Source organism: Azospirillum isscasi (genome assembly GCF_030849505.1).
GTDB lineage: Bacteria > Pseudomonadota > Alphaproteobacteria > Azospirillales > Azospirillaceae > Azospirillum > Azospirillum isscasi.
This window is the reverse complement of the sequence record NZ_JAUJFI010000111.1, coordinates 1-19,853: the sequence shown is the minus strand read 5'-3', so window position 1 is coordinate 19,853 and position 19,853 is coordinate 1. Positions and strand designations below refer to the sequence as shown.

Annotated in this window: 14 protein-coding genes; 10 read left to right on the top strand and 4 right to left on the bottom strand. The window is 68.6% G+C overall.

Annotated elements, in window-relative coordinates:
- Positions 1-439 precede the first annotated feature (439 nt).
- Complete coding sequence (locus QSG27_RS19705; protein WP_306709118.1) at positions 440-1,348, top strand: histidine kinase dimerization/phosphoacceptor domain -containing protein; 909 nt, start codon at positions 440-442, stop codon at positions 1,346-1,348.
- A gap of 89 nt (positions 1,349-1,437) precedes the next feature.
- On the top strand, positions 1,438-2,181 hold the full coding sequence (locus QSG27_RS19700) for a TlyA family RNA methyltransferase (protein ID WP_306709116.1): 744 nt from the start codon (positions 1,438-1,440) through the stop codon (positions 2,179-2,181).
- A 12-nt stretch (positions 2,182-2,193) separates the two neighbouring features.
- On the opposite strand, the gene QSG27_RS19695 is transcribed toward QSG27_RS19700, so the two are convergent.
- Together QSG27_RS19695 and QSG27_RS19690 are read right to left on the bottom strand one after the other, a co-directional pair.
- Positions 2,194-2,922: an aspartate/glutamate racemase family protein gene (locus QSG27_RS19695; RefSeq protein WP_306709114.1), complete on the bottom strand. Its 729-nt coding sequence runs from the start codon at positions 2,920-2,922 to the stop codon at positions 2,194-2,196.
- A gap of 73 nt (positions 2,923-2,995) precedes the next feature.
- Entirely contained in the window at positions 2,996-4,444 is a 1,449-nt protein-coding gene (locus tag QSG27_RS19690) for a helix-turn-helix domain-containing protein (RefSeq protein ID WP_306709112.1), read from the bottom strand.
- A gap of 219 nt (positions 4,445-4,663) precedes the next feature.
- Here QSG27_RS19690 and QSG27_RS19685 point away from each other — a divergent pair, with 219 nt between their 5' ends.
- The 5 genes from QSG27_RS19685 (at position 4,664) to QSG27_RS19665 (ending at position 11,950) form a co-directional block, all read left to right on the top strand.
- The gene (locus QSG27_RS19685) at positions 4,664-6,196 is read left to right on the top strand and encodes an acyl-CoA carboxylase subunit beta (protein WP_306709111.1); all 1,533 of its coding nucleotides are present in this window, start codon (positions 4,664-4,666) and stop codon (positions 6,194-6,196) included.
- Positions 6,197-6,219: 23 nt separating this feature from the next.
- A complete protein-coding gene (locus tag QSG27_RS19680) occupies positions 6,220-8,220 on the top strand; it encodes an acetyl-CoA carboxylase biotin carboxylase subunit (RefSeq protein ID WP_306709120.1) in 2,001 nt (666 codons plus the stop codon).
- A 39-nt stretch (positions 8,221-8,259) separates the two neighbouring features.
- Positions 8,260-8,853 (top strand): biotin transporter BioY, encoded by a 594-nt coding sequence (locus QSG27_RS19675; RefSeq protein WP_306709109.1) that lies wholly within the window; start codon positions 8,260-8,262, stop codon positions 8,851-8,853.
- A 169-nt stretch (positions 8,854-9,022) separates the two neighbouring features.
- Positions 9,023-11,176, top strand: a complete 2,154-nt coding sequence (gene scpA, locus QSG27_RS19670) for a methylmalonyl-CoA mutase (protein WP_306709107.1) — start codon at positions 9,023-9,025, stop codon at positions 11,174-11,176.
- A gap of 81 nt (positions 11,177-11,257) precedes the next feature.
- Positions 11,258-11,950 (top strand): DUF2161 domain-containing phosphodiesterase, encoded by a 693-nt coding sequence (locus tag QSG27_RS19665; protein ID WP_306709105.1) that lies wholly within the window; start codon positions 11,258-11,260, stop codon positions 11,948-11,950.
- Positions 11,951-11,957: 7 nt separating this feature from the next.
- On the opposite strand, the gene QSG27_RS19660 is transcribed toward QSG27_RS19665, so the two are convergent.
- Complete coding sequence (locus tag QSG27_RS19660; RefSeq protein WP_306709103.1) at positions 11,958-13,367, bottom strand: sigma-54-dependent transcriptional regulator; 1,410 nt, start codon at positions 13,365-13,367, stop codon at positions 11,958-11,960.
- Positions 13,364-15,196 carry a sensor histidine kinase gene (locus QSG27_RS19655; protein WP_306709101.1) on the bottom strand — a complete coding sequence of 611 codons (1,833 nt, stop codon included), beginning with the start codon at positions 15,194-15,196 and terminating at the stop codon, positions 13,364-13,366. Before QSG27_RS19655 ends, QSG27_RS19660 begins: the two co-directional genes overlap by 4 nt.
- Before the next feature lie 241 nt (positions 15,197-15,437).
- Here QSG27_RS19655 and QSG27_RS19650 point away from each other — a divergent pair, with 241 nt between their 5' ends.
- The 3 genes from QSG27_RS19650 to QSG27_RS19640 form a co-directional block, all read left to right on the top strand.
- Entirely contained in the window at positions 15,438-16,739 is a 1,302-nt protein-coding gene (locus QSG27_RS19650; protein ID WP_306709099.1) for a dicarboxylate/amino acid:cation symporter, read from the top strand.
- A gap of 154 nt (positions 16,740-16,893) precedes the next feature.
- A complete protein-coding gene (locus QSG27_RS19645) occupies positions 16,894-19,212 on the top strand; it encodes an NADP-dependent malic enzyme (RefSeq protein ID WP_306709097.1) in 2,319 nt (772 codons plus the stop codon).
- A 115-nt stretch (positions 19,213-19,327) separates the two neighbouring features.
- A partial coding sequence (locus QSG27_RS19640) for a tetratricopeptide repeat protein (protein WP_306709095.1) occupies positions 19,328-19,853 on the top strand: 526 nt, incomplete at its 3' end.

The following is a 19,853-nucleotide window of genomic DNA, read 5'->3' as shown; positions in this document are numbered from 1 at the left end:
GGCCGGCCTGCTGGATGGCGGGCTGAAGATCCGCCCGATGGTCCTGCCCGACCGTTTCCTCGACCATGACAGCCCGGCCAAGCAGTATGACGAGGCCGGTCTCGCCGCCCGCCACATCGTCGCCACCGCCCTTCAGGCGCTGGGAATCGAAGCGGCGGCGGTGAGTGCCTGACCCGGACGGAGTACCCCGCCGAACCGCGCCTTGACGAAGGAGCTAGCTCTATTGGCCTAAGGTTGGGCGGGGCGCTTTCACTGGTGCGGTTCGGACCGCTGTCTTACAATTCGAAAACAATAGATTAACGAACAAATCCGGCGGGACTGGGTGTTGGTCAACATGCCTCAGGTGTTTGCAGCGGGCGCTGGGCGCGCATCCGACGAAAATGGCGCTCCGGCCCAGGGCGGCCCGGCCCAAGGTGGGGCGGCTCAAGGTGGGTTGGCGATGTTCCAGTCCATCGTCGAGGCGTCCCCGACTCCTACGGCGGTGATCGACGGGGCGTCCTTCCGTTGCCTCTACGCCAACGCGACCATGCGCGCTCTTGGCCTGGAACTGGGGCATCCGTTGGCCGACCGTTTCCCGGAGGCGTCCGACGAACGGCTGGCCGAGGCTCTGCGCACCGGCGAGGGCGCCCGCCTGCGGATCACGGGGCCGGAGGAGGTGTCCTGGTGTCTGTGCCTGTCCGTTCTGGACGGCGGACCGTCGCTGCTGGTCACCCTGCGCCCCGCCGAGTCCGAGTCGAGCGAGACCGCGCACCACCACGCGCGGGAGGTCAGCCACCGCGTCAAGAACACGCTCCAGCTCGTGTCCAGCCTTCTGACGCTCCAGACCCTGTCGGCCAAGGACCCGGACATGCGCCGCGCCTTTCAGGAGGCGTGCAGCCGCATCGGCACGGTGACCCAGGCCCACCAGCGCGTGCACGCCGCCGCCCGCGGCAGCCTCGTCGATTTCGGAACCTATCTGCGCGACGCCTGCCGGGAGATGGAAAGCCACTTCGCGGTCGGCGGTCCGGAACGGCGCATCGCCGTGACGGTGGATGGGGCGATGCTGCCGGTGGATTCGGTGATTCCGCTGGCCCTCATCGTCAACGAGCTGGTCGGCAACGCCGCCCGCTATGCCTACGCGGCGGGCAGCCCGGGGGATATCGAGGTCAGCCTCGTGCCGCGGGAGGAGGGCGGACGGCGCCTGACCGTCGCCGATCATGGGCGCGGCCTTCCGCCGGGCTTCGAGGTTGCGCGGGCCGACACGCTGGGCATGAAGGTGGCGCGAGCCTTCGCCGGGCAATTGAAGGGCAAGCTGCGGGCGGAGCCGAACGCTCCCGGCGCGCGCTTCGTTCTGGACCTGCCTTTCTGACCGTCCTTCGCCTGTGACGGTTCATCGCCCCTTGCCGAACGCCGCGTCCTGGGCCATGCATCCCCTCTCGTCAATGGTGGAGTGGTGAGATGGCGCGGGTGCGTGCGGATGTGGCGCTGGTGGAGCGCGGGCTGGCCGAAAGCCGGGCCAAGGCGCAGGCGCTGATCCTGGCCGGGCTGGTTTATTCCGACACGAAGCGGATCGACAAGGCCGGCGACCAGATCGCCGGAGACGCCCCGCTGTCGGTGAAAGGGCAGGACCATCCCTGGGTGTCGCGCGGCGGGCTGAAGCTGGTGAAGGGGCTGGACGTCTTCGGCATCGACCCCACCGGCCTGACCGCCATCGACGTGGGCGCCTCCACCGGCGGCTTCACCGACGTGCTGCTGACCCGCGGCGCCGCCAGGGTCTATGCGGTGGACGTCGGGCACGGGCAGTTGGCGTGGAAGCTGCGCAACGACCCGCGCGTGGTGGTTCTGGAAAAGACCAACGCCCGCCATTTGACCGCCGCCGAGATTCCGGACCCCGTGGACCTCGTGGTGTGCGACGCCAGCTTCATCGGGTTGGAGGTGGTGCTGCCCGCGGCGCTGGCCCTGGCCGTGCCGGGCGGGCGGCTGGTCGCGCTGATCAAGCCGCAGTTCGAGGTGGGCAAGGGCCGCGTCGGCAAGGGCGGCGTGGTGCGCGAGCCGGACCTGCACCAGGAGGTCTGCGACCGCATCCGCGCTTGGCTTGACGGGCTGCCGGGCTGGCGCGTGCTCGACGTCACCGAAAGCCCGATCACCGGCCCCGAAGGGAACAAGGAGTTCCTGATCGGGGCGGTGAAGGACCGGGCCTGAGCGTCCCGTCCTCTACTCGCCCAGCGCGAAGGCCACCGCGGCGGCGGCGTGGAGCGCCGTCGTGTTGAACATGGGAAAGTCCGGGCGGTCGGCCTGATCGACCAGCAGGAAGATTTCCGTGCAGCCCAGGATCACCCCCTGCGCCCCGTCGGCGGTCAGCCGGTCGATGATCTCCAAATAGCGCGCCTTGGACTCCGGACGCAGGTCGCGCCGCACCAGCTCGTCGAAGATGATGCGGTCCACGATGGCCTTGTCGGGGTCGGAGGGCACCAGGATCTCCACCCCGAAGCGCTCCTCGTAACGGCGGCGCAGGTCGTCGGAGAGCATCGTCGGCATGGTGCCCAGCAGGGCGACCCGCGACAGGCCGGCGGCCCGGATCGCCGCACCGGTCGGATCGGCGATGTGGATGAAGGGGGTGGTGCGCCCGGCCATGATCGGCTCCACCACGCGGTGCAGGGTGTTGGACACGCACAGGATCACGTCGGACCCGGCGCGCTCCAGCGCGTCCACCTTGCCGGACAGGTAATGGTGCGCGGCGTCCCACGCGTTCTGGCGGACGAAATGCTCGATGTTGCCGAAGTTCACGCTGACGATGACGATCTCGCCGTTGTCCCAGCCGCCGAGCCGGGCGTTCAGCCCGTCGTTCAGCAGGCGGTAATATTCGGCGGTGGCCTGGTTGCTCATGCCGCCGAGGACGCCGATGGTCTTCTGGGGCAAGGGCCGGGCGATGGGCTTCGTCATGTCGTGATTCCGTCGAATGAGGCGGCGGTTGAGGCGGCGGATGATAGAGCGGCTGCGGCGGATCGCCAACCGCTCACGCTTTTCCCACGGTCCGCCCTTCCTGCGTGAACAGGTAGGGGACGAAGCTGCGGTGGTGCTCGTTCACCGACAACTGGCTGCCGATGGGCGGGAAGGCGCGCTGCTGGCAGTCGGTGCGCTCGCAGATTCGGCAGTTCACGCCGATGGGCACGGCGGCGGCCTCGTTGGAGGTGTCGATGCCGGCGGCGTAGACGATCTCGTTCGCGTGCGTCGCCTCGCAGCCCAGCCCCACGGCGAACTGGCGCGACGGCTTCAGATAGGCGCCGCCGCGCTTGGTCACCGTGCGGGCGATGCCGATGTAGGTGGTGCGGTCGGGCATGGTGGCGAACTGCACCAGGATCTTGCCGGGCTGGGCGAAGGCTTCGTGCACGTTCCACAGCGGGCAGGCGCCGCCGAAGCGCGCGAAATGGAAACGAGTCGCCGAATGGCGCTTGGTGATGTTGCCGGCCATGTCCACCCGCACGAAATAGAAAGGCAGCCCCCGCGCCCCCGGCCGTTGCAGGGTGGACAGCCGGTGGCAGACCTGCTCGAAGCTGGCGCCGAAGCGGCTCTGCAACTGCTCCACGTCGTGGCGCAGCGCGCGGGCCTGGGCGGCGAAGGCGCGGTAGGGCAGGACCAGCGCCCCCGCGTAATAATTCGCAAGCCCGACCCGGCAGATCGACTTGGCGTCCTCGCTGGAGAATTTCGCCTGGGCGACCAGCTCCTCGATGGTGTCGCCGAAGCCCAGCAGGGCGATCTGGTGGGCCATGTGGAAGGCGCGGCTGGGGCCGTTGAGCAGGGCCGACAGGCGCAGCGTGCCGGTGCTGCCGTCGTAGCTGCGCATGGCCGTCTCGCCGTCGTCGGCGACGATCTTCACCCGCACGTCGTGCCGCCGCTTCAGATAGGCCGCCAGCTCGTTCAGCAGGGCACCGGAGTGGATCTTCTCGGTGTCCCACAGCTTTTCCGCCGCCTCGTCCAGCGAACCGATGTAGTTGTTGCAGTAGTGGAAATAGTCGCGGACCTCCTCGTAGGGGAATTGCGGTCCGGCGAAGGCGTCGCCCTGCTCCCGGTTCGACAGGCTGTCGGCCAGCGACTGCACCCGCTCGTGCAGTTTCTGATAGGCTTGATGCAGGCTGAGCACCCGGCGGGCCAGTTCCGGGCTGGAGCCGACGGCGCTGCGCAGCTCCGCGTTGGTCAGCGGGGCTCCGGCGAACAAGGGGTCGGCCAGCGCCTCGCGCAGGTCGGCGACCAGACGGCTGTCCTCGTCCTCCACGAAGTTGGACAGGTCCACCTCGAACATGGCGGAGATCTTCAGCAGCACCGGCAGGGTCAGCGGGCGCTGGTTGTTCTCGATCTGGTTCAGATAGCTCGGCGACAGATCCAGCGTCTTGGCCAGCGCCGCCTGGGTCAGCCCGCGCTGTTCGCGCAGGCGGCGGAGCTTGTAGCCGAGGAAGAGCTTCTGCATGAACGCGCCTATTACCCGAAGGTTATGCCGGAGAGCATATTCGCAAGCTTGGCAAACTATGCCCTGTGTTTGCAAAGATGTTCGCAACTTCGCACATTTTTAGCGCCCGGCCAATTGCCCTCTTGCGAATCCTGTGAATAATCCAGGCGTTCCGGTGAGGGGACCGCTGCCACAAGGTTCGCAAGGTCCTCCGCCGCTTGCCAAAGTGGGAAACGCCTGATGCAAGAGATTCTGGCCAAGTTGGACGCCATGCGCGCCGGGGCGCGGCTGGGCGGCGGTGAAAAGCGCATCGCCTCCCAGCACGCCAAGGGCAAGCTGACCGCGCGCGAGCGCATCGATCTTTTCCTCGACGAAGGCTCGTTCGAGGAGTTCGACATGTTCGTGCAGCACCGCTGCAACGACTTCGGCATGGAAGGCCAGAAGGTTCCCGGCGACGGCGTGGTCACCGGCCACGGCACGGTGAACGGGCGTCTGGTCTTCGTCTTCAGCCAGGACTTCACCGTCTTCGGCGGCTCGCTGTCGGAAGCGCACGCCGAGAAGATCTGCAAGATCATGGATCAGGCGATGAAGGTCGGCGCTCCGGTCATCGGCCTGAACGACAGCGGCGGCGCCCGCATCCAGGAAGGCGTGGCCTCGCTCGGCGGCTACGCCGAGGTGTTCCAGCGCAACGTCAACGCCTCGGGCGTCATCCCGCAGATTTCCCTGATCATGGGGCCGTGCGCGGGCGGTGCGGTGTATTCGCCGGCCATGACCGACTTCATCTTCATGGTGAAGGACAGCTCCTACATGTTCGTGACCGGCCCGGACGTGGTCAAGACGGTCACGCACGAGGTGGTGACGGCGGAGGAGCTGGGCGGCGCGGTCACGCACTCCAGCAAGTCCGGCGTGGCCGACATGGCCTTCGAGAACGACGTGGAGGCGCTGCTCCAGCTCCGCCGCTTCATCGACTTCCTGCCGGCCTCCAACCGTGAGAAGGCGCCGGAGCGCCCGACCGCCGACCCGTTCGACCGCGACGACCTGTCGCTCGACACGCTGGTGCCGGAGAATCCGAACAAGCCCTACGACATGAAGGAGCTGATCCTCAAGACGGTCGACGAGGGCGACTTCTTCGAGCTTCAGCCCGACTACGCCAAGAACATCATCATCGGCTTCGGCCGCATGAACGGCAGCACGGTCGGCATCGTCGCCAACCAGCCGATGGTCCTGGCCGGCTGCCTGGACATCGACAGCTCCAAGAAGGCCGCGCGCTTCGTGCGCTTCTGCGACGCCTTCGAGATCCCGATCCTGACCCTGGTGGACGTCCCCGGCTTCATGCCCGGCACCTCGCAGGAATACGGCGGCATCATCAAGCACGGCGCCAAGCTGCTGTTCGCCTACGCCGAGGCCACCGTGCCGAAGATCACCGTCATCACGCGCAAGGCCTACGGCGGCGCCTATGACGTGATGGCGTCCAAGCATCTGCGCGGCGACATCAACTATGCGTGGCCGTCGGCGGAAATCGCGGTGATGGGGCCGAAGGGCGCGGTGGAGATCATCTTCCGCGGCGACATCGGCGACACCGCCGCCATCGAGGCGCGCACCGAGGAATACCGGCAGAAGTTCGCCAACCCGTTCGTGGCGGCGTCGCGCGGCTACATCGACGACGTCATCATGCCGCACGGCACCCGCCGGCGCGTCATCAAGGCGCTGTCCATGCTGAAGAACAAGCAGCTCCAGAACCCCTGGCGCAAGCACGACAACATCCCGCTCTGAAGGCGCGCCGCCCCATGACGACCCTGTTCTCCAAGATCCTGATCGCGAACCGCGGCGAGATCGCCTGCCGCGTCATCCGCACGGCGCGCCGCCTGGGCATCAAGACGGTTGCCGTCTATTCGGACGCCGACAAGAACGCCCTGCACGTCGAGATGGCCGACGAGGCCGTCCACATCGGCGCCGCCCCGTCGGCGCAGAGCTACCTGCTGATCGACCGCATCGTCGACGCCTGCAAGAAGACCGGCGCCCAGGCCGTCCATCCCGGCTACGGCTTCCTGTCCGAGAAGCGCGAGTTCCAGGAGGCGCTGGCCGCCGCCGGCGTCGCCTTCATCGGTCCGGACGCCCACGCCATCCAGGCCATGGGCGACAAGATCGAGTCCAAGAAGCTGGCCAAGGCCGCCGGCGTCAGCACGGTGCCCGGCTATCTGGGCGTCATTGCCGACGACAACGAGGCGGTCACCATCGCCCGTGACATCGGCTATCCGGTGATGATCAAGGCGTCGGCCGGCGGCGGCGGCAAGGGCATGCGCGTGGCCTGGAACGACGAGGAGGCCCGCGAAGGCTTCCGGTCCGCCCAGAACGAGGCGCGCTCCTCCTTCGCCGACGACCGCGTCTTCGTCGAGAAGTACATCCAGCAGCCGCGCCACATCGAAATCCAGGTGCTGGCGGACGGGCAGGGCACGGCGCTCTATCTGGGCGAGCGTGAATGCTCGATCCAGCGCCGCCACCAGAAGGTCATCGAAGAGGCGCCGTCGCCCTTCCTCGACGCCGCCACCCGCAAGGCGATGGGCGAGCAGGCCGTGGCGCTGGCCCGCGCCGTGGACTACAAGTCCGCCGGCACGGTCGAGTTCATCGTGGACGCGGAGCGCAACTTCTACTTCCTGGAGATGAACACCCGCCTCCAGGTGGAGCATCCGGTCACCGAGCTGATCACCGGCCTCGACCTCGTGGAGCTGATGATCCGCGTCGCGGCGGGCGAGAAGCTGACGCTGAAGCAGGACGACATCAAGCTCCACGGTTGGGCCATCGAGTCCCGCGTCTATGCGGAGGACCCCTTCCGCAACTTCCTGCCCTCCACCGGCCGGCTGACCCACTACCGTCCGCCGTCGGAGGACCCGCATGTCCGCGTGGACACCGGCGTCTACGAGGGCGGCGAAATCTCCATGTTCTACGACCCCATGATCGCCAAGCTGTGCAGCTGGGGTTCGACGCGCGACGCCGCCATCGCCCGCATGCGCGAGGCGCTGGACCAGTATTACATCCGCGGCGTCAGCCACAACATTCCGTTCCTCGCCTCCCTGATGGCCAACCAGCGCTTCGTCGAAGGCCGGCTGACCACCAACTTCATCGCCGAGGAATACCCGGACGGCTTCCACGCCTCCGACCTGCCGCCGGAGGACCCGGCGATCCTGATCGCGGTCGCCGCCGTGATCCACCGCTGCCTGAACGACCGCGACATCCAGATCACCGGCAAGCTGCCGGCGAACAAGGTGCGGGTGCGCGACGACTGGGTCGTCGTGCTGGACGGCACGCAGCATCCGGTCCACGTCCACCCGGTGGACGGCAGCCCGCAGCGCATCGGCTACACCGTCGATTTCGAGGGCAAGCACCGCGTGGTGTGGAGCGACTGGAACCTGGGCGAGCCGCTGTTCCGCGGCACGGTGAACGGCGAGCATGTCTGCGTCCAGGTGGACCGCGTGGGTGTGGGCTACCGCCTGTCCCACTCCGGCAGCCAGGCGCTGGTGAAGGTGCTGACGCCGAACGCCGCGCGTCTCGACGCGCTGATGCCGGTGAAGGCGCCGCCGGACATGTCGAAGTTCCTGCTGTCGCCGATGCCCGGCCTGCTCGTCTCGGTCGCCGTGTCCGAGGGGCAGGAGGTCAAGGCCGGCGAGGTGCTGGCCGTGGTCGAGGCGATGAAGATGGAAAACATCCTGCGCGCGGCGCAGGATGGCACGGTGTCCAAGGTGCACGCGACGCCCGGCTCCAGCCTGGCGGTCGATCAGAAGATCCTGGAGTTCGCGTGAGCCAAGCGGGCTCCGACATAAAGGGAAAGGTGAAGGACGATGGCTTACGCACACACGCTTTCGCAGCGTGCCGCTTCGCTTCTTGAGACGGTCGCCCCGCGGGGCGGCCTGCTCACCGCCGCCACCGCGGCGGTTCTGGGCAGCCTGCTGCTGGCCGCCTCGGCCAAGGTGCAGGTGCCCTTCTGGCCGGTTCCGATGACGATGCAGAGCATGGTCGTCATCCTGCTCGGCATGGCCTACGGCAGCCGCCTCGCCACGGCGACGGTCCTGCTGTATCTGGCCGAGGGCCTCGCCGGCCTGCCGGTCTTCGCCGGTGCGGGCGCCGGCCCGGCCTACATGGCGGGTCCGACCGCCGGTTACCTGCTGGGCTTCGTCCTGGCCGCCGGCGTCACCGGCTGGCTGGCCGAGCGCGGCTGGGACCGCAGCCCGGTCAAGGCCGTCGCGGCGCTCGCCGTCGGCCATGCCTTGCTGTTCGTTCCGGGCGTGGCCTGGATGGCCGTCCTGTTCGGCGGCGAGAAGGCCATCGCTCTCGGCCTGACGCCGTTCCTGGCCGCCACGGTCCTGAAGACCGCGCTGGGTGCCGCGATCATGCAGGCCGCCTGGAAGGTCGTCGCCCGCCGGTCGCAGGCGTAAGAGTACGGGGTCGTACTTGCCCCCTCCCTAACCCTCCCCCGCTTCGCAGGGGCAGGGATTTGAACTCCTTCCCCTGCGAAGCGGGGGAGGGCCGGGGCGGGGGCAGGCACCCTCTCATTTCATTCATCGTTCCAAATAATTGAACCACGCGGTGTCGAGGAGGCGTCCCATGTCCGAGTTTCCGAAGAAGACCCAGGCCGACTGGCAGACCCTGGCCGCCAAGGATCTGGGCGCCAACGGGTCGCTCGACGATCTGGTCTGGAAGACTCCGGAAGGGCTGGACGTCAAAGCCCTCTACACCGCCGGCGACCTGGAAGGGCTTGAACTGGAGAGCCTGCCCGGCTTCCCGCCCTTCACCCGCGGCCCGCGCGCCACGATGTACGCGGTGAAGCCCTGGACGATCCGCCAGTACGCCGGCTTCTCCACCGCCGAGGAATCCAACGCCTTCTACAAGGCGAACCTGAAGGCCGGCCAGATGGGCCTGTCGGTCGCCTTCGACCTCGCCACCCACCGCGGCTACGACAGCGACCACCCGCGCGTGGTCGGCGACGTGGGCAAGGCCGGTGTGGCCATCGACAGCGTCGAGGACATGAAGATCCTCTTCGACGGCATCCCGCTCGACAAGATGTCGGTGTCGATGACCATGAACGGCGCGGTGCTGCCGATCCTCGCCGGCTACATCGTCGCGGCGGAGGAGCAGGGCGTCTCCCAAGACAAGCTGAGCGGCACCATCCAGAACGACATCCTCAAGGAGTTCATGGTCCGCAACACCTACATCTATCCGCCCGAACCCTCGATGCGGATCATCGCGGACATCATCGAGTACACGGCGCTGAACATGCCGAAATTCAACTCGATCTCGATTTCCGGCTACCACATGCAGGAAGCCGGTGCGACCGCGGTGCAGGAGCTGGCCTTCACCATCGCCGACGGCCTCGAATACGTCCGCGCCGCCATGTCGAAGGGGCTGCCGGTCGACAAGTTCGCGCCGCGCCTGTCCTTCTTCTTCTCCATCGGCATGAACTTCTTCATGGAGATCGCCAAGCTGCGCGCCGCGCGCCTGCTGTGGTCCACCCTGATGAAGCAGAAGTTCGACCCGAAGGACGCCCGCTCGCTGGCGCTGCGCACCCACTGCCAGACCTCCGGCGTGTCGCTGACCGAGCAGGACCCCTACAACAACGTCATCCGCACCACCATCGAAGCGATGGCCGCGGTGCTGGGCGGCACCCAGTCGCTGCACACCAACGCCTTCGACGAGGCGCTGGGCCTGCCGACCAAGTTCTCCGCCCGCATCGCCCGCAACACCCAGCTCATCATCGCCGAGGAGTCGGGCGTCACCAACGTGGTCGATCCGCTGGGCGGCTCCTACTACATCGAGCATCTGACCCACAGCCTCGCCAACGCCGCTCTGGACCTCATCAACAAGGTCGAGGATCTGGGCGGCATGACCAAGGCGGTGGAAAGCGGCATGCCCAAGCTGCTGATCGAGGAGGCCGCCGCCCGCCGTCAGGCCAGCATCGACCGCGGCGAGGAGGTGATCGTCGGCGTCAACAAGTACCGTCCGGAAAACCCCGAGATGGTGGACGTGCTGGACATCGACAACACCGCGGTGCGCGAGTCCCAGATCGCCCGCCTCAACCAGGTCCGCGCCAGCCGCGACGACGCCAAGTGCCGCGCCGCCCTGGAGGCCCTGACCAAGGCCGCGGCGGAGAAGACCGGCAACCTGCTGGCCCTGTCGGTGGAGGCCACCCGCGCCCGCGCCACGGTCGGCGAGATCTCCGACGCCCTGGAGAAGGCCTTCACCCGCCATGTGGCGGTCATCCGCTCGGTCTCCGGCGTTTACGGCGCGGCCTACGAGGGCGACGAGGGCTTCAAGCGCATCCAGGAGGAGGTGTCCGCCTTCGCCGCCGAGGAGGGCCGCCGCCCGCGCATCCTCGTCGTGAAGATGGGCCAGGACGGTCACGACCGCGGCGCCAAGGTGATCGCCACCAGCTTCGCCGACATCGGCTTCGACGTGGACATCGGGCCGCTGTTCCAGACCCCGGAGGAGGCCGCCCGTCAGGCGGTGGAGAACGACGTGCACGTCATCGGCGTGTCGTCCCAGGCCGCCGGCCACAAGACGCTGGTCCCGCAACTGGTCGAGGAACTGCGCAAGCAGGGCGCTGGGGACATTCTGGTCGTCTGCGGCGGCGTGATCCCGCCCCAGGATTACGATTATCTCCACAAGGCGGGTGCCGCGGCCATCTACGGCCCCGGCACGAACATCCCGAAGGCCGCCTCCGACATCCTGGCCATCCTGCGCAAGCAGAAGGCCGCGGCGTAACCTTCGCCTGCACTTTTCCCTCCCCCGCCCAGCGGGGGAGGGTTAGGGTGGGGGCTCCGTTCGAAACACGCCCCGTCTCCCTTGCCGATCGCCGCCGAAACCGACCTCTACGCCCCGGTGAAAGCCTTCCTCGAAGCCCAGGGCTACGACGTGAAGGCCGAAATCCACGGCTGCGACCTCGTGGCGGTGCGCGGGGCCGAGCCGCCGCTGATCGTCGAGCTGAAGAAGCGCTTCACCCTGGACCTGCTGCTCCAAGGGGTGGACCGGCTCGCCCTGACCGACACCGTCTATCTCGCCGTGCCGCAGCCGGGGCGCAAGGCCAGCGGCCCGTCGCCCCACGACAGCGGGGTGCGCAAGCTCTGCCGGCGGCTGGGGGTGGGGCTGCTGATCGTGGACACGGGCCGGGCGGCGGGGCACGAGGTGGACGTGCTGCTCGACCCCGTTCCCTACAGCCCGCGCAAGGACAAGGCGCGCACCGCCCGCCTGCTGGGAGAGCACGCCCGGCGCCGCGGCGATCCCAACCGCGGCGGCTCCACCCGCGTGCCCATCGTCACCGCCTACCGCCAGGACGCGCTGCGCTGCGCCCGGCTGTTGCAGGGCGGGCCGCTGTCGCTGAAGGCGCTGCGCGCCGCCGGGGCGCCAAAGGACGCGGCGGCCATCCTCCAACGCAACGTCTATGGCTGGTTCGAGCGGATCGCCAAGGGCACCTACGGGTTGACCGAAGCCGGCGTTCAGGGCGTGGACACCTTCGCCCACGCGCTGGCCGCGGAATGATGGCCCGTCACTCCACGAAATCCTCGCGGCTGAGCCCGTAGCGCTTCAGCTTGTCGTAGAAGGTCTTGCGCGGCACGTTCAGCGCCTCGATGGTCGCCTTCACGCTGCCCTTGTGGCGGGCCAGCTCGCTTTCGATCAGGCTCTTCTCGAACAGGTCCACCTGCTCGGCCAGCGACAGCCCGCTCCCGCCCGCCGTTGCCGCCGGAGCGGTGCCGCCCACCGCGGACAGCGTGTCGTCCAGCCCCAGGACGAAACGGTCGGCGGCGTTGCGCAACTCGCGGACGTTGCCGGGCCAGTCGTGGGCCATCAGCCGCTGGATCTGCAACGGGGAGGGCGCCCGCGGATCGCGGTTGTAGCGGGTGGCGGCCTGGACGACGAAATGCTGGAACAGCAGGGGGATGTCGTCGCGGCGGTCGCGCAGCGGCGGGATGGTCACCACGACGACGTTCAGCCGGTAATAGAGATCCTCGCGGAACTTGCCCTCGCTGGCGGCCTTGCGCAGATCGACCTTGGTGGCGGCGACGACGCGCAGGTCCACGGGGATCAGCTCGTTCGAGCCCAGCGGCTCCACCACCCGCTCCTGGATCACGCGCAGCAGCTTGACCTGGAGCGACAGCGGCATGCTCTCGATCTCGTCGAGGAAGAGGGTGCCGCCACCGGCGTGCTCGATGCGCCCGACGCGGCGCTTGCCGGCGCCGGTGAAGGCCCCGGCCTCGTGGCCGAACAGCTCGCTTTCGAAGATGGATTCGGGCATCGCCCCGCAATTCAGCGCCACGAAGGGGTGCTTGCGCCGGTTGCTGCCGGCGTGGAGCGCGCGGGCGACCATCTCCTTGCCCGTTCCGGTCTCGCCCAGCACCAGCACGTCGGCGTCGGTATCGGCCACCGCGGCGATGGCGGTGCGCAGCCGCTCGATCCCCGGCGTCCGCCCGACGATGGGCGAGGCGTCCCCGGCGGGCAGCCCGGCCAACCGCTCGCGCAGGCGCCGGTTCTCCAACACCAGCCGGCGTTTCTCCACGGCGCGCCGCGTCACCTCGACCAGCCGTTCCGACGGGAAGGGCTTTTCCAGGAAATCATAGGCGCCGCGCCGCATCGCCTCCACCGCCATCGGCACGTCGCCGTGGCCGGTGATCAGGATGACCGGCAGTTCGGGGTCCAGCGCCAGGGCGCGCTCCATCAGCTCCAGCCCGTCCATCTGCGGCATCCGCACGTCGGTGACCAGGGCGCCCGGCCAATCGCGGCCCAGATGCCGCAGGGCGCGCTCCGCCCCGTCGCAGGCGGTGACGTCGAAGCCCGCCAGTTCCAGCGTCTGCTGCCCGGCGAGGCGGACGGACCGCTCGTCGTCCACGAAAAGGACGGAACCGCCCAGAGCGTCGGTTCCGGTTGCGTCGGTTCCGGTTGCGTCGGTGCCGGTCGTCATGCGTGGGATTCCCTGCGCTTGAGGCGGATGGTGAAGAGGGCGCCGCCCTCCGGGTGGTTGGCGGCGGTCAGGCTGCCGCCGAAATCCTCCACGATGCCGTGGCTGATCGACAGCCCCAGCCCCAGCCCGTCGCCCGCCGCCTTGGTCGTGAAGAAGGGCATGAAGACGCGCGGCAGGTCGTCCTCCGCGATGCCGGGGCCGCTGTCGCGGACGGTCAGCACGGCCTCCTCGCCCTCCTCGGCCAGGGCGATCCACAGGCGGCGCTCGGGGGAGGCACGCATGGCGTCGGCGGCGTTGCCGATCAGGTTGACCAGCACCTGCTGCAACCGCACGTCCTCCCCGGTGACCAGCAGGGGGGACGGCGGAAGGTCGGTGTCCACCGTCACGGACTCGCGGCGCAGCCGGGACTCCAGCAGGGCCAGCGCCTGACCCACGGCGGCGGCGGCGGAGATGGGGCTGAGCGTGCCCGACGCCCGCCGGGCGATGCCCTTCAGGCTGCGGGTGATGGCGGCCATGCGGTCGGTCAGGGAGGATATCTCCGACAGATTGTCGCGCACCGAATCGGGGCGCCCGCGCTCCAGAAGCACCACCGCGTTGTCGGCAAAGCTGCGGATGGCGGCCAGGGGCTGGTTGATCTCGTGCGCCATGGCCGCGGACATCTGGCCCAGCGCCGCCAGCTTCGCCGCCTGGGTCAGCTCGTTCTCGGCGGCGCGCAGCTCCGCCGTGGCGGCGGCGACGCGGCGTTCCAGCTCGGCCCGCGCCTCCTCCTGGAGGGCCAGCCGCTCCACGAGGTTCAGGCGGCGCTGGGCCAGCGCGTAGCCGGTCAGGGCGGCCAGCGCGACCACCGCGGCGGCGAGCAGCCCGGCCTGCTGGCCGCGGGTGGCGACCGGGGCGAGGCTGGTCAGGGCGTGGATGGTCCAGTCGCCGCCGGGGACCGCCGCGGATTGCAGGAGATAGCGCCGCTCCGCATTCCGTTCCCGCAGGGTGATGCGGTCGGACGCGCCGCCGAAGGCCCAGGGCAGTGTGGGGATCTCCTCGGTCGGCGCGGCCGCCGTCGAGGGCAGCGTCACCGGCAGGCGGCGGGGCAGGGCGTTGTAGCGCCAGCCCTCCACGTTGGTGATGAAGACGATGCCGTCGCGGTCGGTGACCAGCACCTTCTCCTGGCCGTGCGACCACGCTTTTTCGAGGTCCTGGAAACCGACCTTCAGAACCACCACGCCCAGAGCTGGATTTCCGGGGGCCGGACCCTCTGTGCGGTTTTCCGCCACCACCCGCTGGGCCGTGTAGTAGCCGGGGACGAGCGAGGTGGTGCCGAGCGCGAAATGATGCCCCTCCCCCCGCTCCATGGCCGATTGGAAGTAGGGGCGGTAACTGAAATTCTGCCCGACGAAGCTGGGCGCCGCGTTCCAGTTGCTGGCCGCGACGGTGGTGCCCGCCGGGTTCATGACGTAGAGCGCGGAGGCGTTCAGCGTCGCGGCGATGGCCTCCAGCTTGCGGTTCAGGCGGTCCACCCGCTCCGGGGCGGGGTCGCGCAGCAGGTCGGCGACCTCCCGGTCGCGGGCCAGCACCATCGGCACGGCGGCGTGCCGCTCCAGCTCCGTCCGCAGGTTGGACTCGTACAGCGAAAGCTGCGCCAGCCCCTGTTCGTGCAGGGATTCTCTGGCGTTGTCCGCCGCCCAGCCCGCCGCAACCGCCGCGGCCAGAGGCATCCCGACCACCAGGACGGCCAGCATCACCCGCCGCGGGCGGGCGAACAGGGCGGTGAGGCGCCGGACGAGCCGGTCGCGGCTTTGCGAAAATGTCCAGCGGGTGGGAGCGATCCTAACCAACGGTCCTCAATCCATGCTGCGCCGCAACAACGGGTCCGCAACGAGTCGCTATGTGCGGATTTTCGCACATGGATTCCGGCCCTGTCGTGCGGATTCTGACCCACGCGCGTCGTCGGAGCGCTGCGATTGCTCGATTTTCATTCTGGCACACCGCTTGCTTTCAAGGGGGCATGACGGGCCGGCCGCCGACCGCGAGACAAGAGCGGCAGCCCAATCCAAGGAACGCCACGAGGAGACGATCATGCACGCCCAAGGGCAGCCCCAGAAAAAGCCATTCTACACGAACCTGACCGTCCAGGTTCTGACCGCGATCACCATCGGCATCCTGCTCGGCCATTTCTATCCGGCTCTTGCGGTGCAGATGAAGCCCCTGGGCGACGTCTTCATCAAGATGATCAAGATGGTCATCGGCCCGATCGTCTTCCTGACCGTCGTCACCGGCATCTCCTCGATCGGCGACATGAAGAAGGTCGGCAAGGTCGGCGGCAAGGCCATCCTGTACTTCGAGATCGTCACCACCTTCGCCCTGGGTCTCGGCCTGCTGGTCGTCAATCTGGTGAAGCCGGGTGCCGGGATGAACATCCAGGCCGGGTCGCTGAAGGCCGACGCCGTCGCCAAATACGCCACCGAGGCGCAGAACCACACCACCATCGACTTCCTGGTCAACATCGTCCCGGACAACGTGGTCGGCGCCTTCGTCAAGGGCGACATGCTGCAGATCCTGTTCTTCGCGGTGATCTTCGGCGTCGCGCTGTCCGCCATGGGCCAGAAGGGCAAGGTGGTCGAGGACATGTTCGAGAAGGTGTCGCACGCCATGTTCGGCGTGATCGGCATCCTGATGCGCGTCGCCCCGCTCGGTGCCTTCGGCGCGATGTCCTTCACCATCGGCAAGTACGGCGTGTCGTCGCTGACCTCGCTGGGCCAGCTCATGGCCGCGGTCTACATCACCATGGCGCTGTTCGTCTTCGTCGTGCTGGGCAGCATCGCCCGCATGTACAACTTCAGCCTGTGGTCCTTCCTGCGCTACATCAAGGACGAGCTGCTGATCGTGCTCGGCACCTCCTCGTCGGAATCCGTGCTGCCGCGCATGATGGAGAAGATGCAGAAGTTCGGCTGCTCCAAGCACGTCGTCGGCCTCGTCATCCCCACCGGTTACTCCTTCAACCTGGACGGCACCTCCATCTACCTGTCGATGGCCGCGATCTTCATCGCCCAGGCCTTCAACATCGACCTGACGATCTGGCAGCAGCTCACCATCCTCGGCCTGCTGATGCTGACCTCGAAGGGGGCCGCGGCGGTCACCGGCGGCGGCTTCGTGACGCTGGCGGCCACCCTGTCGGCCACCGGCCACCTGCCCATCGAGGGTCTGGCGCTGCTGCTGGGCGTGGACCGCTTCATGTCGGAAGCCCGCGCCATCACCAACCTGATCGGCAACGGCGTCGCCACCGTCGTGGTCGCCAAGATGGAAGGCGAGTTCGACGAGACCAAGGCGGTCGCCGAATACCAGCAGCACTTCAAGGAGCCGGCGCTCGCCCGCATCTGAGGCGGGGGTCCTTCGGGGCGAAAAGGAAGGGGTGGCCCGCCGCGGGCTGCCCCTTTCCCATTCCGGTGCCCGGGCAATTCGGGTATAAGCCGGAGGGGAAACAGTTCGTCGTTCGGCAAATTAACTGAAATCAAGCTAAAAGGGGAGAGGACGTATGTCCGGCGACTTCGACGCTATGGCGCTTGAGTACCACCGGAACCCGAAGCCCGGTAAGCTGGCGATCGTCGCCACGAAGCCCATGGCCAACCAGCGGGACCTTGCGCTGGCCTATTCGCCGGGCGTGGCCGCGGCGTCCACCGCCATCGCCGCCGACCCGGCCCAGGCCGCGGAACTGACGGCCCGCGCGAACCTGGTGGCGGTCATCACCAACGGCACGGCGGTTCTGGGTCTGGGCGACATCGGTCCGATGGCCGCCAAGCCGGTCATGGAAGGCAAGGCCGTCCTCTTCAAGAAGTTCGCCGGCATCGACTGCTTCGACCTGGAGCTGAACGAGAAGGACGTTGACGGTCTGGTGGACACCATCGTCCGCCTGGAGCCGACCTTCGGCGCCATCAACCTGGAGGACATCGCCGCCCCCGCCTGCTTCGAGGTGGAGCGCCGCTGCCGCGAGCGGATGAAGATCCCGGTCTTCCACGACGACCAGCACGGCACCGCCATCGTGGTGGGCGCCGCCGTCCTGAACGGGCTGAAGCTGGTCGGCAAGGACATCTCCACCGTCAAGGTCGTCTCCACCGGCGGCGGGGCCGCCGGCATCGCCTGCCTGGACCTGATGCTCAGCCTGGGCGTCAAGCGCGAGAACGTCTGGCTGGTCGACCGCATCGGCGTCGTCCACAAGGGCCGCAACGAGGAGATGAACCCCTACAAGGACGCCTACGCGCAGGACACCGACGCCCGCGTGCTGAACGACGTCATCGACGGGGCGGACATCTTCCTCGGCCTGTCCGGCGCCAAGGTGCTGAAGCCGGAGATGCTGGCCCGCATGGCCGACAAGCCGTTGGTCCTGGCGCTCGCCAACCCGGAGCCGGAGATCATGCCGGACCTCGCCCGGCAGGCGCGCCCCGACGCCATCATCGCCACGGGCCGCTCGGACTTCCCCAACCAGGTCAACAACGTCCTCTGCTTCCCCTTCATCTTCCGCGGCGCGCTGGACGTCGGCGCCACGACGGTGAACGAGGAGATGAAGATCGCCGCCACCCACGCCATGGCCAGCCTCGCCCAGGCCGAGCCGTCGGACGTGGTGGCCGCCGCCTATGTCGGCGAGAACCTGCGCTTCGGCCCGGACTACATTCTGCCCAAGCCCTTCGACCCGCGCCTGGTGATCGAGGTGTCCTCGGCGGTCGCCAAGGCGGCCATGGAGTCGGGCGTGGCGACGCGGCCCATCGTCGATTTCCGCGCCTACCGCGACAGCCTCGGCCAGTATGTCTTCCGCTCCGGCCTCGTCATGAAGCCGGTGATCACCAAGGCGAAGGCGGCGCCCAAGCGCGTCGTCTACGCGGAGGGCGAGGACCCGCGCGTCCTGCGCTGCGCCCAGGTGGTGGTGGACGACGGCATCGCCCATCCGGTCCTGCTGGGCCGCACCGACGTGATCGAGCGGACCATCGCCGACATGGGCCTGCGCATCCGCATCGGCAAGGACGTCGAGGTGATCGAGGCCGCCCGTGACCTGCGCTGCCACAACTACGCCGAGGTCTTCCGGCAGTTGATGGGCCGCCGCGGCGTGTCGCCGGCCAACGCGCTGAACGTCGTGCGCACCCAGCCGACGGTCTTCGGCGCGCTGATGGTCCGCCGGGGCGAGGCCGACGGCATGGTCTGCGGCACCTCGGGCCGCTACGGCGACCATTTCGCCCATGTCATGGACGTGATCGGCCTGCGCAAGGGCGTGAAGGTCGCCGGCGCCATGAACGGCCTGATCTCGCAAAAGGGCACGCACTTCATCTGCGACACCTACGTCAACCCCGACCCGACCGCCGAGCAGGTGGCCGAGATCGCCCGGCTGGCGGCGGAGGAGGTGAAGCGCTTCGGCATCGAGCCGAAGGTGGCGCTGCTCTCGCACTCCAACTTCGGCAGCGCGGACACCCCGTCCGCCCGCAAGATGCGGCTGGCCTACCAGCTCATCTCGGAGGAGATGCCGGATCTGGAGGTGGACGGCGAGATGCACGCCGACGCCGCCCTGTCGGAGGTGCTGCGCAAGGGCGTGCTGCCCGACAGCCGCCTGAAGGGCGAGGCGAACCTGCTGGTCATGCCGACGCTGGACGCCGCCAACATCGCCTTCAACATGCTGAAGATCATGGCCGACGCGCAGAATGTCGGGCCGATGCTGCTGGGCGCCGCGCGCCCCGTGCACATCGTCACCCCGTCGGTGACCACGCGCGGTCTGGTCAACATGACCGCGGTGGCGGTGGTCGACGCCCAACTCGCCGCCCCGGTCAACGCCGCCCCGCGTCCCCCGGCGATGCAGGACGGCGAGGACTGAGCAACCGCGAAGCCGGCGGTGAGGGGGCGCGTGGCGTTGCGTCCGGCACGGGCGCATCCCCCTCGCCCTGGCCCTCTCCCCGGCGGCGGGAGGGAAATGAAAGGCGGCCGACGGGATGATTTCCGGCGATTCCTCCCCCGGTGATCCTCTGAACGAGGCCGCCCGTCTCCACGCCGAGGGACGGCTGGCCGAGGCGGTGACCGCCTACACCGACGCCTTGCGGCTGGACCGGCGCAACCCGGCGCTGCTCTACGGCTTCGGGCTGGTGCTGCGCGATCTCGGGCAGGCGGAGGGGGCGGCCAAGTGCTTTGAAGCGGCCTTTGCCCTCGACCCGGACGGCGTGGACGCGGCGGACAGCCTGGGCACGCTCCGCGCCGGCCAGGGCCGCTTCGCCGAAGCCGAAGCCTGCCACCGCGCCGCCCTGGCCCGCCGGGCCGACCGGGCGACGGTCTGGAACAATCTGGGCAACGCACTGAGCCGGCAGGGCCGCGCGGCGGAAGCGCCGGCGGCGTGGCGGCGCGCCGTGCTGTTCGACCCCGCCCTGCCGGAGGGATGGTCCAATCTCGGCAACGGGCTGCGCGTCGCGGAGCGGCTGGACGAGGCGGAGCGGGCGCACCGCCGCGCCCTGCGGCTGTTGCCGG

Excerpts from the sequence above, each read along its gene's own strand:
- QSG27_RS19650 (WP_306709099.1), top strand. The coding sequence starts at position 15,438 with ATGCACGCCCAAGGGCAGCCCCAGAAAAAGCCATTCTACACGAACCTG.
- QSG27_RS19705 (WP_306709118.1), top strand. The coding sequence starts at position 440 with ATGTTCCAGTCCATCGTCGAGGCGTCCCCGACTCCTACGGCGGTGATC.
- QSG27_RS19685 (WP_306709111.1), top strand. The coding sequence starts at position 4,664 with ATGCAAGAGATTCTGGCCAAGTTGGACGCCATGCGCGCCGGGGCGCGG.
- QSG27_RS19645 (WP_306709097.1), top strand. The coding sequence starts at position 16,894 with ATGTCCGGCGACTTCGACGCTATGGCGCTTGAGTACCACCGGAACCCG.
- QSG27_RS19675 (WP_306709109.1), top strand. The coding sequence starts at position 8,260 with ATGGCTTACGCACACACGCTTTCGCAGCGTGCCGCTTCGCTTCTTGAG.
- scpA (WP_306709107.1), top strand. The coding sequence starts at position 9,023 with ATGTCCGAGTTTCCGAAGAAGACCCAGGCCGACTGGCAGACCCTGGCC.
- QSG27_RS19695 (WP_306709114.1), bottom strand. The coding sequence starts at position 2,922 with ATGACGAAGCCCATCGCCCGGCCCTTGCCCCAGAAGACCATCGGCGTC.
- QSG27_RS19660 (WP_306709103.1), bottom strand. The coding sequence starts at position 13,367 with ATGACGACCGGCACCGACGCAACCGGAACCGACGCAACCGGAACCGAC.
- QSG27_RS19690 (WP_306709112.1), bottom strand. The coding sequence starts at position 4,444 with ATGCAGAAGCTCTTCCTCGGCTACAAGCTCCGCCGCCTGCGCGAACAG.
- QSG27_RS19700 (WP_306709116.1), top strand. The coding sequence starts at position 1,438 with ATGGCGCGGGTGCGTGCGGATGTGGCGCTGGTGGAGCGCGGGCTGGCC.